This is a genomic window from Corynebacterium sp. LaCa54 (assembly GCF_046717495.1).
In the GTDB taxonomy this organism is placed as follows: Bacteria; Actinomycetota; Actinomycetes; order Mycobacteriales; family Mycobacteriaceae; genus Corynebacterium; species Corynebacterium kefirresidentii.
Map to the genome: position 1 here is coordinate 319,452 of NZ_CP177115.1, position 13,547 is coordinate 332,998.

The window sequence follows — 13,547 nt, forward strand, 5'->3', positions numbered from 1 at the left end:
GGCATATCGCTCGTCCCGGGAGGCGGCGCGCCGGGCGTTTAGAGCAAGGCGCGCAGCCCCATGCTGAGCAAATAGAACACACCCGCCAGCACCGCGATGCAGCCGCCCGCCGACAAACTGAGTGCGGCCGCCAGCCAGAGCCCGCCGCATGCCAGCGCAATGCCCGCGATACCGGCACCGAGCATGAGCTGGGTCGGGCGCTTGATCCACGGCTGCAACGCCGCCGCCGGGGCTACCAGCAGCGCCAGGGACAAGATAGTGCCCACTGCGGGAATCACCACCACCATGGTCACGCTGATAAGCGTGAGGGTAAGCAAGTCATAGCGGCCGGGCTTTCCGCCTTGTGCGCGGAAGGACGTCTGGTCGAAGTAGAAGGAGACCAACGTCCGGCGAAATGCCACCAGCACGCCAAGGCTGACCACCACCAGGGCGCCGACAAACCAGACATCCTGCGCATTGACAGTGGTCAGCGAGCCCACGAGAAAGCTATCCACGTGGATAGGTAGCGGTTGGAACCAGCGCAGCAACAAGATGCCCAGGGAAAATCCCAAGGTGAGCGTCACGCCGGCGGCAGCGGTCGAAGAAATGCCCTCGACGGTACTCAACCACCGCATAAGCCAGGCCAAAGGCAGGCAGAACAGTGCCGCCCCCACCATCAAACCCGTGGAGAGATCCAAGCTCAGAAGGTTGGCCACTACTACACCGAGCACCGCGCCGGGGAAGATTCCGTGCGACAGGCTCTCAGCGAAAAAGACGCGCTTGCCCATGACCATCAAGGTTCCAACTAAGCCAGATAAACATCCCACAGCGATGGCCTCAAGGAGGGGCATCCGCAGGATCTCTGGATCAAGATGAGACAGTCCCATTAGCTAAATACCCCCTTCAAGCCCGCTAGCGGCACGGTGGCAACCAGCATCAAGCTGACGATTGCCTGCGGCGAAATCTGGTGCGTGGTTTGGGACAGCATGATGGCAAATCCAACCACCACTGCCAGCGTGGACAAACCCGCAGCCCAGAAGCACATGCTGCGCGGGGATCCTGCGATCAAGCGCGCCGAGAGGCCTGGAATGACAATAAAACCGATAACCAGCAACACACCCACTGCCGAGCTAGCCGCCACCACGATTAGGCCAACCGCGATATTCGCAATGAGCTCATAAGCCGCCACGTTGATGCCCATGGCGCGGGCCGCTGTGGTATCGAAAGCGACGAGAATCTGCATGCGCCAGGTTGTCAGGATGAGTAGTGCCGCAATCACGCAGAGCGTGACGGAGGTTGCCAGCCTGGACTGCGTGACGTCGAGAAGCCGGCCAAACATGAGGGCCTCCAGCTGCCCGGACTTGTCGCCATAGGCCAAACTGATGACCACGCCGATGCCGTACATAAAGGTCAGCACCACGGCCGTTCCGGCTTCCATATCCAGCTTCTGCGCTGACTGGCCCTGCCCAGAACCCAGAGAAGCCAGCACCAGCACCGTCACCGTGGCCACCGCGGCCGCACCCGGCACGATGCCCGGGATGCCGCCCACGATGAGCCCTACCACGATGCCCGGAAAAACCGAGTGCACGAGGGCTTCCACCGTAAATTCCATGCGGCGGAGATTAACGAGGACGCTAATGGCAGCTCCCGCAATCGATAGGCACAGCAGGAAGAGGAAAGCATTGCGCAGGTACGGGGCGAAGAGAATCTGCTCTATCACAGTCGCGCGCCTTGCTCCATATAGGTTTCCACTGCTTCCTCGGTTCCCATGGTGCGGACCTTGCCGTCGATCACAAACGCCGCCCAGTCGCAGGTGTGCTGCGCCAAGATGGGGTCGTGAGTGGAGACGAGCAGGGCGATTCCTGCTTCCTTGAGATCCGCAATGATCTGAATCAGGATTCGGCGACTTTCTTGATCAAGCCCGTTGAAGGGTTCGTCGAGAAGCACCAGCTCCGGGGCCGAAACCAACGCGCGCGCGATGAGCACGCGCTGGCGTTGCCCACCCGAGAGCTGGCCAAACCGCGTCTCGGCGAGGTGCTCCATCCCCACTTGTCGCAGGGCATTGAGTACGCAGTCGCGGTAGCTACGCATGCTCGTGCACCTGTGCCACCAGCTCACTGAGGGCAAAAGGCCCATTTCCACGACCTTGTAAGCCGTGACGGGAAAGCTCAGGTCGGAGTCTTGGTACTGCGGGACGTATCCGAGCGAGGCGTCGATGGTGGCCATGCCGCGCAAGGCAGCCAGGCCAGTGATTGCCTTGAGCAGGGTAGATTTGCCCGCGCCGTTGGAACCTAGGAGCGCCACGGCCTCGCCCGCGCGGATCTCAAGGTCAACGTCGGTGAGGATATCCCGGGCGCCATAGCCGCAGGTGGCATTGTGCAGAGTGACTAATGGGGAAGACATAAAGAGCTACTTTCGCTTGGCGAAGTCGAATTCCTGCAGCGATTCTGGCAACGGTTGCTGCTTGGAGTCCCAGGCGCTGACCAGGGTGTTGATGTTGTGGACGATGGATCCGATGTAGGTCTCGCCCTCACTGCCTGGCACACCTAGCGAGTCGCCGTACAAAGCGTCGTCGGATGTAACCGCCTTGACGCCTGCGGCGCGGGCGATGGCCTCGATGGACTTCGAGCTGTTGGAATTCTCCGCAAAGATGGCCTTGGCACCGGACTCGCGGACCTTCTTTACCTGCTCATCGATGTGGCTCGAGGTGGCGTCCTGCTGGTGGTTGAAGTCAGACAGTGCGGAGCCGATGAATTTCACGCCATACTCGTTAGAGAAGTAGCCGAAGGCGTCGTGGGAAGAGAAGAGCACGCGGTCTTGCTCAGGAACTGCGGACATGGAATCGCTGGCCCACTTGTCGAGGTCCTCCAGCTGGTCGGTGTACTTCTTGCCGGCGGCGGTGAAGGCGTCCTTGGCCTGCGGGGAGGCCTGGGACAACGTGTTGACGATGTTGTCGACCTGAATCTTGGCCTGCTTCGGGGAGGTCCACACGTGCGGGTCGTACTTGAATTCTGGGGCCTCGCCGTCCTCCCCCGGGAAAGGCCACGGGCGCGGGCTCACGTGTTCGATGCCCTCGTCGATGGTGTACTTGCCGTTGCCATCGCCCATACCTTCGCTCTTGACGCCCGAGGTCACGGCCATGACGCCGTGGAAGCCGGAGGAGTCCACGGCTTGGTCGAGGAAGTGCTCGAGGTCGACTCCGTTGACGAACATGTAGTCGGCCTGGGAGAGCGCCTGCATCTGCTGCGGGGTCATCTCGTGCTCGTGGGCGCTGGCGTTGGGGGCGAGCAAACAGGTGAGGTCGAGGGTCACTGGGCCCTCGCCGGAGTTGGTCTCCGCACCCTGGGAGTCGACCTTGTGGAGCTTGAGGCCGCCGGCGGCTACCTGGGTGAGGTAGTCGCAGATCTGGGTAGTCGTGGCCACGGCCTTGACGGTGTCGCCGTCCTTCGGCTTTGCAGCGTCGATGGATTCCTTCGAGGCGCTGCAAGCGGCGAGGCTGGCGCCGAGTGCGAGGGCGCAGGTGCCTGCGAGAATGCGCTGTAGGGGCCGGCGTGGGGTGCTGTGATTTGAGTTCATAATGAACTTCCTTTGTATTAGGAGAAGTGAACTCAACAAACACTAGCACCCTTGAACTAGATTGTTCAACGTAATGAACTTAGGTGGTCCTATCTCTTCCTTAAGCTGCCAAAATTTAAAAATGCCTCTCACTTCAATGAGTGAAGTGAGAGGCTAGGAAGCGGTGGCCTTATTTGGCTACTTTTGCCTTTTTGCTGAAGGGGAGCTGATCCAGGGAGCGTATGCCGGGGCCGGCGGCGAGCATCAGGCCCGCGACGGCGACGGTCCATTCGGAGAACTTTTGCCAGCCCTGGGCGATGAGAATTACGCCCAGGGCGACGCGTGCTGCGAGCATGACGAATGAGTTGCAGAGTTTCATGTTCGACACTTTAAGTATTAACTATGGGCATGTCCACAATTGCTTGAGATGTCTCACTCCGGTCCGAGGGCGTCCCACGCCATTTACTCCGCTACATGTATGGATTGCGCGGGGTGTCCTCCTGATCGAAGGGACGCTCCCCGCTGTCCTGCGCATCCTTGATACGCTTGAGCATCCACACTCGCGAGACGATGACGCCCGCCAGTGCAAGTGTGGCCAAGCCGATGGCGAAAATCCACATCGTGCTAACTCCTGGCTAGTAGTAATACGGGAACTGCTCCCACTGCGGGTCGCGCTTTTCGAGGAATGCTTCTTTGCCCTCGACGGCCTCGTCGGTCATGTACGCCAGGCGGGTCGCCTCGCCGGCGAAGACCTGCTGGCCCATGAGGCCGTCATCGGTCAGGTTGAAAGCGAACTTCAGCATGCGCTGGGCTGTTGGGGACTTGCCGTTGATTTCGCGGCCCATCTGGATTGCGGCGTCTTCCAAGTCGGCGTGATCGACAACCTCATTGACCGCGCCCATCTCATACATCCGCTGGGCATCATAGGTGCGACCCAAGAAGAAGATCTCGCGGGCGAATTTCTGGCCCACCATCTTAGCTAGGTAGGCCGAACCATAGCCGGCATCGAAGGAACCCACGTCCGCGTCCGTCTGCTTGAAGCGCGCCTCCTGGCGGGAGGCGACCGTCATATCGCAGACCACGTGCAGCGAGTGTCCGCCGCCGGCCGCCCAACCATTGACCACGGCGATAACCACCTTGGGCATGGTGCGGATAAGGCGTTGGACCTCGAGGATATGTAGGCGGCCGCCTTCCACCTTCTCGCGGGCGGTGTCCACGGTGGATTCATCCGCGGTGGCGTCATCATGGGCGTGCTCGGTGGCGTAGCGGTACCCGGAGCGGCCGCGAATGCGCTGGTCGCCGCCGGAACAAAACGCCCAGCCGCCGTCCTTTTCGGAGGGACCATTGCCGGTGAGCAAAATCGTTCCCACATCCGGCGTGCGGCGGGCGTGGTCGAGGGCGCGGTAGAGCTCGTCTACGGTATGCGGACGAAACGCATTGCGCACCTCTGGGCGGTCGAAGGCGATGCGCACGATGCCGTTCTTGCGGCCCTCGCCGTTGAGCCGGTGATAGGTGATATCCGTGAGGTCTTCAAACCCCTCTACGGAATGCCACAGTTCCGGCCGAAAGGGATTATCGGTGCTGTATTTTTTCTGCTCGCTCATAAAGGCCAGCTTAGTGGCAAAAGAAGAATAGTCCCCATTCCCAACCCTCACCCACACACGCTGCCCAGCAGGCCGGTAATAATCAATACGCGATACTGCGAGGTTGTTGCCCCGCACAATACCCGTGTACGCCATACCAGCGCGGTACTCCATGCCATGGGGAGACTTGAACTCCCCGCCCCTTAAAGCGCTAAAGGGGGCCAGGGTCCCAGGATTTTCCCCTCCAGGGTGGGGGCCTGCTCGCTGCAGGTGTGTGGGCTACCATCGCGCGCATTAAGCAGCGCGCGATATGACTATCCGTTTTTCAGTTCGGTATTCCAGTTCAGCTGCTGGATGCGGGTATCCAGCTCACGGTACTGCTTAGACAAATCATCGACGCGCTTGCGCAGCTCCGCCACCGGGATGGTAGAGACAAACTTGATCTCGGTGCGGGAATAGCGATCCGAGCGCGTGCCCGCCCGCTGCGCCAGGTCGTGGTAGATCCGGCGCTTGCGCAAGAGGCCGTCGCGAAGCGCGAGGGCCTCCATCAAGTTCCTCTTCTCATCAAAGGCGGTGGCGATATTCGTCGCATTGATGGCCTGCACCAGCTCATCGATGCGCCCGGCCACGCCGTCGAGCTCGCGCAGCAGCTCCTGCGGATCCTCATCCGGGGTATCGCCCTCCTGCACGCGGGCCACGGTGAGCAGCCGCTCGTGCAGGCTATTGAGGCGCTCCTGTGCCTGGGCGCGCTCCGCCAATGCCTCAGCTAGCAGCATAATTCCTCCTTTATTGGTATAGGTTTCCAAAGTAGCGCAGAGCGGGGGAGGGGTCAATGGCCGGCGGGCGCTACCATGAAGACCATGCATATCGATGACGTCCTTGACCGCGCCCACGTAGTCTCCCTCCCGCTTGCCGTGCGTTTCCGCGGCATCACCACGAGGGAGGCCCTGCTCATCGAGGGCCCGGCCGGCTGGGGCGAGTTCGCGCCCTTCTTGGAATACGGCCCGGCCGAGTCCGCCGCGTGGCTGCGCGCCGGGCTCGAGGCCGCCTACGAGGGCTTTCCAGAGCCGGTACGCGATTCCATCGAGGTCAACGCCACCATCCCGGCCGTGCCCGCCAGCGAGGTCCCGGCCGTGGTGGAGCGCTACCCCGGCTGCCGCACCTTCAAAATCAAGGTGGCGGAGAAGGGGCACACGCTTGCCGACGACGCCGCTCGCGTCCGCGCCGTCCGCGACGCCGTCACCCAACGCGGCGATATCCCTATTCTGCGCGTGGATGCCAACGGCGGCTGGAGCGTCGATGAGGCGGTCGAGGCCGCGCAGATGATGATGCCGCTGGACTATATGGAACAGCCCTGCGCCACCACCGAGGAGCTCGCCCAGGTCCGCGGCCGCCTTATGCGCGCCGGCCTCTTTGTGCGCGTCGCCGCCGATGAATCCATCCGGAAGGTCGCCGACCCTTATCGCGTCGCCGAGTTGCAGGCCGCGGATGTCGCCGTGGTCAAGCCCGCCCCGCTTGGCGGCGTACGCCGCGTCCTCGAAGTGGCCCAACACCTGCGCCAGCGCCACATGGACATCACGGTGGCCTCCGCGCTCGACACCTCCATTGGCATCAACATGGGCCTCGCGGCCGTCGCCGCCCTCCCGCGCATCTACGACGATGAAGACATCGACGTCACCCCAGCCGCCGCCGGCCTTGCCACCGGCTCCCTTTTCGAAGAAGACGTCACCGCCCCGCGCCCGCTTATCGACGGCCACCTTCCCGCCGATATCCTCGCCCCCGACCCAGACCGTCTCGCTGCGCTCGCCGCCCCCGCCGACCGCCGCGACTGGTGGTTCGACCGCGTTCGCGCCTGCTGGCCGCACCTTTCTGAATCGCACCCTTCTGACTAGGGCCTAGAGCAAACTCTGGTGAAACCTCCACGCCGGGGTCGCCAGCGCCCGACGCACCTTTTGCGGCCGGCTCTTTAGCCCGCGCACGCTGCGCCGATGCGCCACCGTTTCCTGCACCGTCTCCACCACTAGTTTGAGGTGGTAGTCGGTGCACTCATCCGTAAACTTCAGCGGCGCCCATCCGTGCTGCACCGCGTGATTGGTCTTCCACGTCCCGATGAGGAATTCCCGGTGATTATTCTCCGGCGCGTGATAATAAAGCGAGTCCAAGTCCACCACCGTCGTCCCCGCTTCGAAGCCTAAATCCCAGGTATACGGCCCAAGCCGGAAATTTGGCACCGGCTTGAGCCCCACCCGCCGCATCTCGTGGTACATCCGCTGCTCCCATTTCGACGCCGTCCCCACCGGTGCCATTTCTGCTAACTCGCGCACCGCGTCCCTTTTCTTACTGATCACCAGCTCTAAATCGGCCGCGAACCTCCCCCTTCCGTTGAGCCCGCGATACGCCTGCGCCAGCGCTTCTTTCAGCAGCCACTCGCTGCAGCGCTCGAAGCTCAATGCATCTGCTACCGCCTGTGCCGGCAACGCCATCCTTACACCCTTTATCCGATTCGCCGGCACCGGCCGCGACCTCACCGTATACACCACATCATCCGCTCGAATCCGGCAGTTTTTATCCACCCGGATCACCGCCGGCAGCTGCACCTCGCATAAGCCGTAGGCCGCGAGCGCCGCCGTCCCCGAAAACACCGCATCCGGATAAAGCTGCGCCACCGCGGCTACTTTATCTTTCGCGCTCGCCTCTGCAGCGATATAACAGTTGCGCCGCAAGCGCAAAAGTGTTCCCCCACTAATCCTGCTGCGGATTTGATAGTCAGTAAGGCCTAAATCTAGTAATTCATTTCTCGTCCACATGACTCATTGGACTGGAAATCTTCCGGAAAGGTTCCACCTTCCTAGTTTCAACGATTTCGTCCATCTAGAACACCTAAACCGTCGACGGTTTTCGCCATATGGGTGGACGAAATCGTTGAAAGCCGGTGAACCGCTAGAGAGAGCCGTTAAAAACTGCTGTCAGGCTTCAGACTGCCCAACCCACCACCTGTGCGTACGCTAGAGGACATGTCTACTATCAAGGTCCGCGATGCCCACCTGCACAACCTGCGCAACGTCGACGTCGATATGCCCCGCGGCAAGCTCGTTGCGGTCACGGGAGTGTCTGGTTCCGGCAAGTCTTCGCTGGCGTTCGGCACGATTCACGGTGAAGGCCAGCGCCGCTATCTCGAATCGGTAGCGCCCTTCGCCCGCCGCCTCATTAGCTCGGCCGTCGACCCGCAGGTCAGCCAGGTAGAGGGCCTACCGCCGACGGTCGCGCTGCAGCAATCCACCTCCGGCGGCGGTGCGCGCTCCACGGTTGGCACCGTCTCCGCGCTCTCGAATAGCGTGCGCCTGCTCTATTCGCGCGCCGGGGATAACCCGGAGGGCCTGTACTCGGATTCTTTCTCTCCGAATACCCCAGAGGGCATGTGCCCGCAGTGCCACGGCACGGGCGTGGTCCACGAGCCGACCGAGGACTCCATGGTCCCGGATCCCACCCTCTCTATCGAAGAAGGCGCCATCCAAGCATGGCCCGGCGCCTGGGCCGGCAAGAACTTCCACGACATCCTGATGAATCTGGGCTATGACCTGGATTCGCCTTGGCAGGACCTGCCGCAAGAAGACCGCGACTGGATCCTCTTCACGGAAGAGCGCCCCGTCGTCACGGTGAAGCCGCTGCGTGGCAAGGATCAGATTCAGCGCAATTATGAGGGCACGTGGCGCTCGGTGGCCAGCTACCTCAATAAGACGCTTGCGGAGACCCAATCGGATACCCTGCGCAAGCGCACCCTGTCCTATATGGAATCGCGCGAGTGCGAGACCTGTGGCGGCCGCCGCCTCAACCCGGCCGCGCTGAAGGTCACCTATGCGGGCATGCCGATTGATGAGCTGGGCGCGCTGCCGCTGGATAGGGTGCATGAGGTGCTCAGCAAGCAGAACCCGGAGGAGAATTCGGCCGAGGATTTGCTCCTGCGGCAGATTCTGCCTGCGTTGACCTCGGCGCTCGAGCTCGGCTTGGCGCACCTAAGCCTGGATCGGCCGACGCAAAGCCTGTCCGGCGGCGAGATGCAGCGCATCCGTTTGGCGGCGCAGCTGCGCTCCGGCCTCTTTGGCGTGGCGTACGTGCTCGACGAGCCCTCGGCCGGCCTGCACCCCGATGAGCGCGACGCGGTCATGGATATGTGTCGCCGTTTCATCGCGGCCGGCAATTCTGTGCTCTTGGTGGAGCATGACATGGATTTGGTCGCGCAAGCGGATTGGCTCGTTGACGTCGGCCCGCTGGCCGGCGAGCGCGGCGGCAACGTGGTCTATTCGGGCCCAGTCGAAGACTATGACGCGGACACCCCTACCGCCAATGCGCTGGCTCACCGCACGCTCGCGCTTGCCGACGACCCCCGCACCCCCTCCTCCCACCTCGCCCTGCGCGGCATCAACGCACGCAGCATCGACAACCTGGATGTGGATTTTGGCTTGGGCCAATTCACGGCGGTCGCCGGTGTCTCCGGTTCGGGTAAATCCACCCTGGTCAGCGCGGTGCTGGCTGGCCTGCTGCGACAGTCCGCCACGGCCGTTTCCGATGAGGAAGAGACCGAGGACAAGGGCTGGTCCGTAGAGAGCACGGAGGGCTTTGACCGAGTAAAGCGCGTCGTGCAGATTACCCAGAAGCCCATCGGCCGTACCCCGCGTTCCACGCTGGCAACCTATACCGGGCTTTTCGATAACGTCCGCAAGCTCTTCGCCTCCACCGACGAGGCCAAGCAGCGCAAGTGGACGGTCTCGCGCTTTTCTTACAACGTAAAGCAAGGCCAGTGCCCCACCTGCGGCGGCGCGGGCAAGATCGAGGTGGAGCTGGTCTTCTTGCCGGGCTCGTACACCACCTGTCCGGAGTGCGGCGGCGCGCGCTTTAACGACGAGACCCTGGAGGTGACCTCGCAGGGCCGCACCATCGCGGATATCTTGGAGCTCACCGTCGACGAAGCCGCAGAGGTATTCGCCGAAGAAGAAAAGATTTACCGCGCTATCGCCACACTGCAGGCCGTCGGCCTGGGTTATCTCCGCTTGGGTCAAGGCGCGCCGGAGCTGTCCGGCGGAGAGGCCCAGCGCATCAAGCTGGCCACGGAGCTGCAGCGTTCTCGTAACTCTCGCCGCGGCCACACGGTCTACCTGCTGGACGAGCCCACCACGGGCCTGCACCCAGCCGATATCGACCTGCTCAATACCGAACTGCACAAGCTGGCGGATGCGGGCCATACGGTAATCGTCGTCGAGCATGATCTTTCGGTCATGGCGCATGCGGACCGCATCATCGAGATGGGCCCGGGCGCTGGCGAAGATGGCGGCCGCATCATCGCGGATGCCACCCCGGCGCAGGTCGCCGCAGAGGATACCGCCACCGGCCGCGCCTTGAGCGCACGCCAAGCGCACTAAGCGGCGAGCCTCCGCTGCCCGTTAGCTGTGGGAGTCCTCTCTAGGATCTCACAGCAAAATGGGGTAGAGGTAGAGGGTATGACTACTAAAGGCCCTCATGGCGATAATAATGAAACCCGCAGCTGGTCCAGCCCGGCGGATGATGCCACGCGCCAGATAGGCCGCGTGCCCGATAATGCCGCCGGCTCCAGCCGCGACCACGCGCGCCGCGAGCACCCCAAGCAGTACTTCCCAGGCGAGCAGCAGCCGCAGAATGAGACGCGTCAATTCGATGCGGCCGCCGGCTACCAGCAGGGCTACGGTCAGCAGCAAAGCTACGGCCAGAACTATCAGCAGCCGGCCGGGCAGGCATATGGCCAGCAATACGCGCAGCAGCCCGAGTACGAGCCGGTGCCGTCGAACTATGATCCGGACCAGCCGGAAAAGCGGAAAAAGAAAAGCGGCGGTGGCGGCGCCATGGCCGGCGTCTTCGCGGCTATTGCGGTGCTAGCCGTACTGGCTGCGGCCGTGCTGTTTTTCCTGTGGCGCAATGCCGCGGACGAGGCAGATAAGCCGGATCCAGAGCCCGTGACGGAGACACTGACCACGCAGGTTCCCACTACCGTGACGCAGACCAATGAGCCGGATACGCAGGATGAAAATTCCAATAAGCTACCGAAGCTGCCGGATTTCCAAAATGAGCTGCCCTCCGATATTCCGACCGAACTACCGCCAGAGGTGCAAGACCAGCTGGATAAAGGTGCCGATGTGGACGTAGAGGGCCTCCTCAATGACCTCCTGGGCGGCGGCGAGCAGCCGGCTGGCCAGCAGGGCACTCAGAACTAAGTGCCAGCCACCTGCCCGGTAAGGGAAATGGCGCGCGGGCAGGTAAAATCGGGCGGCATGAATGAATCGATGCAGTTGGCTGAGAAGGTAGCCGCCCAACTGGCGCGCCACCTCACGGATGTCGTCTTGTGCCCTGGTTCGCGCAACGCGCCGCTGTCGTTGGCGCTTTTAGCACGTGATGATATCCGCGTTCACACCCGCCTCGATGAGCGCGGGGGAGCGTTTACCGCCCTAGGCATGGCGCGAGTGCAGCGCCGCCACGTGGGCGTGGTGATGACCTCGGGAACTGCCGTGGCCAATACCCTGCCGGCCGTGGTGGAGGCACACTATTCCCATACGCCGCTGGCGATCATTAGCGCGGATCGGCCGGAGCGCCTGGTGGGCACGGGGGCATCGCAGACCATCGAGCAGCAGGGCATCTTTGGCGTCTATGCGGATACCACCCAGGTCACCAGCGCAGCTGATCTGGAGGCGATGTCCCAGCGCTTCCGCGCAGACCTGCAAGTACACATCAATGTGGCTTTTGATGCCCCGCTTGTCGACGCCGCCTTGCCCGCCCGTACCTCCGGCGACGGCGTGCGCGAGCCTGCACCGTCCTTTGTGGACCACGGCGAAGTAGCGGTGGACTTGAGCAAGAACACACTGGTCATTGCCGGTGATGAAGCCTGGGAGGTAGAAGGCTTAGAAGACGTGCCGACCATCGCAGAGCCAAGCGCGCCGGGCCCGTACCATCCGGTGCATCCAGCGGCGGCGCATATCTTCCGCAAGGCGCAGGTCTCCGCGAACGATTATGTGGTCAATACCAAGGTGGAACAGGTCATCGTCGTCGGGCATCCGACGCTGCACCGCGGTGTGCTGGCGCTGATGAATGATCCGGATATTGAATTGGTGGTGCTCTCGCGCACCAAGGACTTCACCAACCAGCGTGGTGAGGACGCCCGCCTTGGCACCACCGTCAAGGTCACCGGCGAGCCGAGCCGCGAGTGGATGAAGATCTGCGAGGGTGCTACCGACATGGCGGGGCAAGCCGTGCGCGAGACTCTTGAGGACGAGGAACTGGGATTTACCGGGCTGCACGTGGCGGCCGCGGTGGGCGATACGCTCTCCGTCAACGACACCCTGGTCCTTGGCGCCTCGAACCCGGTGCGCGATGCTGCATTAGTGGGCCTGCCCTTCGACGGTGTCGATACGTACTCGCCGCGCGGGGCGGCCGGTATTGACGGAACCATTGCCCAGGCCATCGGTATTTCCTTGGCCACGCAATCGCTGGATCCCACCAATTGGCGTGCCCCACGCGTTATGGCGCTGATGGGTGATGTCACCTTCTTGCATGATGCGAATAGCCTGCTCATTCCGGAAGACCAACCGCGGCCGGAAAACCTCACTATCGTCGTAGCCAATGACAATGGTGGCGGCATCTTCGAGACCCTTGAGCAGGGGGCCGATGCGCTGCGCGCGTCATTCGAGCCGGCGTTTGGGACGCCGCATGGGGTGGACGTCGGCAAGCTGGCAGAAGCCTACGAGGCAGACTACCGCGAGGTCACTACCCCGCAGGAGCTGCTGGATACGCTGGCGGAACTTAAGGAATACTCCACCGGTATCACCATCGTGGAAGCAAAGACCACCCGTGCCACGCGCCGGGCGCTCACTGAGAAGTTGACCGCAAAGGTGGGCCAGTAAGTGGCTTCGCCGCAGCATAAACCGCATGCAGCCGTGGTGCCGCGCTATACGGCTGCGGTCTATCGTCGCCGCCTGCACCAGCTGACGCTGGCGTTGTATCTGGCCGCACTCGTGGGTGCGGTAGGCATGGTCATCGGACCGGCGCTTAATGATCACGCCATCGCCGCCCATCCCGCGCGTGCTCTGGCCACGGTCAAAGACGTGGGAATGCTGCGCACCACGGTGGATTTCCAAGACAGTGAGGGGATTTACCACACCCCGAAGCACGGGCTGCTTTATCCCAGCGGCCTGGGTGAGGGGCAGCAGGTGTGGGTGCAATACGCCCTCGATGACCCTGATCTGGTCAAGGTAGAAGGCCGTAAGTGGACGCTGGCTATCATCCCAGCGGCTTCGGTAGGGGTGGTGGCTACACTTATTGCGGCCGCTTTGTGGAAGCTGATTAGCTTCTTTACCCGCCGTGCGGAGAAATAATTAACCAAGATTTTCCACTAGCTTCACCATTAACTTA

14 protein-coding genes are annotated in these 13,547 nt (G+C 62.4%); 5 read left to right on the forward strand and 9 right to left on the reverse strand.

Annotated features, from left to right (window positions below; genetic code table 11):
* Nucleotides 1-38 precede the first annotated feature (38 nt).
* The 8 genes from ACLI1M_RS01610 to ACLI1M_RS01645 all read right to left on the reverse strand — a co-directional run bounded on the left by ACLI1M_RS01610 (nucleotide 39) and on the right by ACLI1M_RS01645 (nucleotide 5,893).
* Complete coding sequence (locus tag ACLI1M_RS01610; RefSeq protein ID WP_023020499.1) at nucleotides 39-866, reverse strand: metal ABC transporter permease; 828 nt, start codon at nucleotides 864-866, stop codon at nucleotides 39-41.
* On the reverse strand, nucleotides 866-1,699 hold the full coding sequence (locus tag ACLI1M_RS01615; RefSeq protein WP_023020500.1) for a metal ABC transporter permease: 834 nt from the start codon (nucleotides 1,697-1,699) through the stop codon (nucleotides 866-868). Before ACLI1M_RS01615 ends, ACLI1M_RS01610 begins: the two co-directional genes overlap by 1 nt.
* A complete protein-coding gene (locus ACLI1M_RS01620; RefSeq protein ID WP_023020501.1) occupies nucleotides 1,696-2,382 on the reverse strand; it encodes a metal ABC transporter ATP-binding protein in 687 nt (228 codons plus the stop codon). The genes ACLI1M_RS01615 and ACLI1M_RS01620 overlap by 4 nt, the downstream gene beginning before the upstream one ends.
* A gap of 6 nt (nucleotides 2,383-2,388) precedes the next feature.
* The gene (locus ACLI1M_RS01625) at nucleotides 2,389-3,555 is read right to left on the reverse strand and encodes a metal ABC transporter substrate-binding protein (protein ID WP_316360513.1); all 1,167 of its coding nucleotides are present in this window, start codon (nucleotides 3,553-3,555) and stop codon (nucleotides 2,389-2,391) included.
* A gap of 169 nt (nucleotides 3,556-3,724) precedes the next feature.
* Nucleotides 3,725-3,913: a hypothetical protein gene (locus ACLI1M_RS01630; protein ID WP_005322954.1), complete on the reverse strand. Its 189-nt coding sequence runs from the start codon at nucleotides 3,911-3,913 to the stop codon at nucleotides 3,725-3,727.
* A gap of 91 nt (nucleotides 3,914-4,004) precedes the next feature.
* A complete protein-coding gene (locus ACLI1M_RS01635; protein ID WP_005322953.1) occupies nucleotides 4,005-4,154 on the reverse strand; it encodes a hypothetical protein in 150 nt (49 codons plus the stop codon).
* A 15-nt stretch (nucleotides 4,155-4,169) separates the two neighbouring features.
* Complete coding sequence (locus tag ACLI1M_RS01640; protein WP_284835587.1) at nucleotides 4,170-5,138, reverse strand: 1,4-dihydroxy-2-naphthoyl-CoA synthase; 969 nt, start codon at nucleotides 5,136-5,138, stop codon at nucleotides 4,170-4,172.
* A 293-nt stretch (nucleotides 5,139-5,431) separates the two neighbouring features.
* Nucleotides 5,432-5,893 carry a DIP1984 family protein gene (locus tag ACLI1M_RS01645; RefSeq protein ID WP_023020504.1) on the reverse strand — a complete coding sequence of 154 codons (462 nt, stop codon included), beginning with the start codon at nucleotides 5,891-5,893 and terminating at the stop codon, nucleotides 5,432-5,434.
* A 75-nt stretch (nucleotides 5,894-5,968) separates the two neighbouring features.
* Between ACLI1M_RS01645 and ACLI1M_RS01650 the strand changes: the two genes are divergently transcribed.
* Complete coding sequence (locus ACLI1M_RS01650) at nucleotides 5,969-7,009, forward strand: o-succinylbenzoate synthase (protein ID WP_411706635.1); 1,041 nt, start codon at nucleotides 5,969-5,971, stop codon at nucleotides 7,007-7,009.
* A gap of 3 nt (nucleotides 7,010-7,012) precedes the next feature.
* Here the strand turns inward: ACLI1M_RS01650 and ACLI1M_RS01655 are convergent, their stop codons facing one another.
* Complete coding sequence (locus ACLI1M_RS01655) at nucleotides 7,013-7,783, reverse strand: hypothetical protein (protein WP_411706636.1); 771 nt, start codon at nucleotides 7,781-7,783, stop codon at nucleotides 7,013-7,015.
* Nucleotides 7,784-8,131: 348 nt separating this feature from the next.
* On the opposite strand from ACLI1M_RS01655, the gene ACLI1M_RS01660 reads away from it, so the two are divergent.
* The 4 genes from ACLI1M_RS01660 (at nucleotide 8,132) to ACLI1M_RS01675 (ending at nucleotide 13,510) form a co-directional block, all read left to right on the forward strand.
* Nucleotides 8,132-10,534: an excinuclease ABC subunit A gene (locus ACLI1M_RS01660; protein ID WP_411706637.1), complete on the forward strand. Its 2,403-nt coding sequence runs from the start codon at nucleotides 8,132-8,134 to the stop codon at nucleotides 10,532-10,534.
* A gap of 78 nt (nucleotides 10,535-10,612) precedes the next feature.
* Entirely contained in the window at nucleotides 10,613-11,359 is a 747-nt protein-coding gene (locus ACLI1M_RS01665) for a hypothetical protein (protein ID WP_411706639.1), read from the forward strand.
* 57 nt (nucleotides 11,360-11,416) lie between these two features.
* On the forward strand, nucleotides 11,417-13,039 hold the full coding sequence (gene menD / locus ACLI1M_RS01670; protein ID WP_411706641.1) for a 2-succinyl-5-enolpyruvyl-6-hydroxy-3-cyclohexene-1-carboxylic-acid synthase: 1,623 nt from the start codon (nucleotides 11,417-11,419) through the stop codon (nucleotides 13,037-13,039).
* On the forward strand, nucleotides 13,040-13,510 hold the full coding sequence (locus ACLI1M_RS01675) for a DUF3592 domain-containing protein (RefSeq protein ID WP_239208774.1): 471 nt from the start codon (nucleotides 13,040-13,042) through the stop codon (nucleotides 13,508-13,510).
* Nucleotides 13,511-13,547 lie beyond the last annotated feature (37 nt).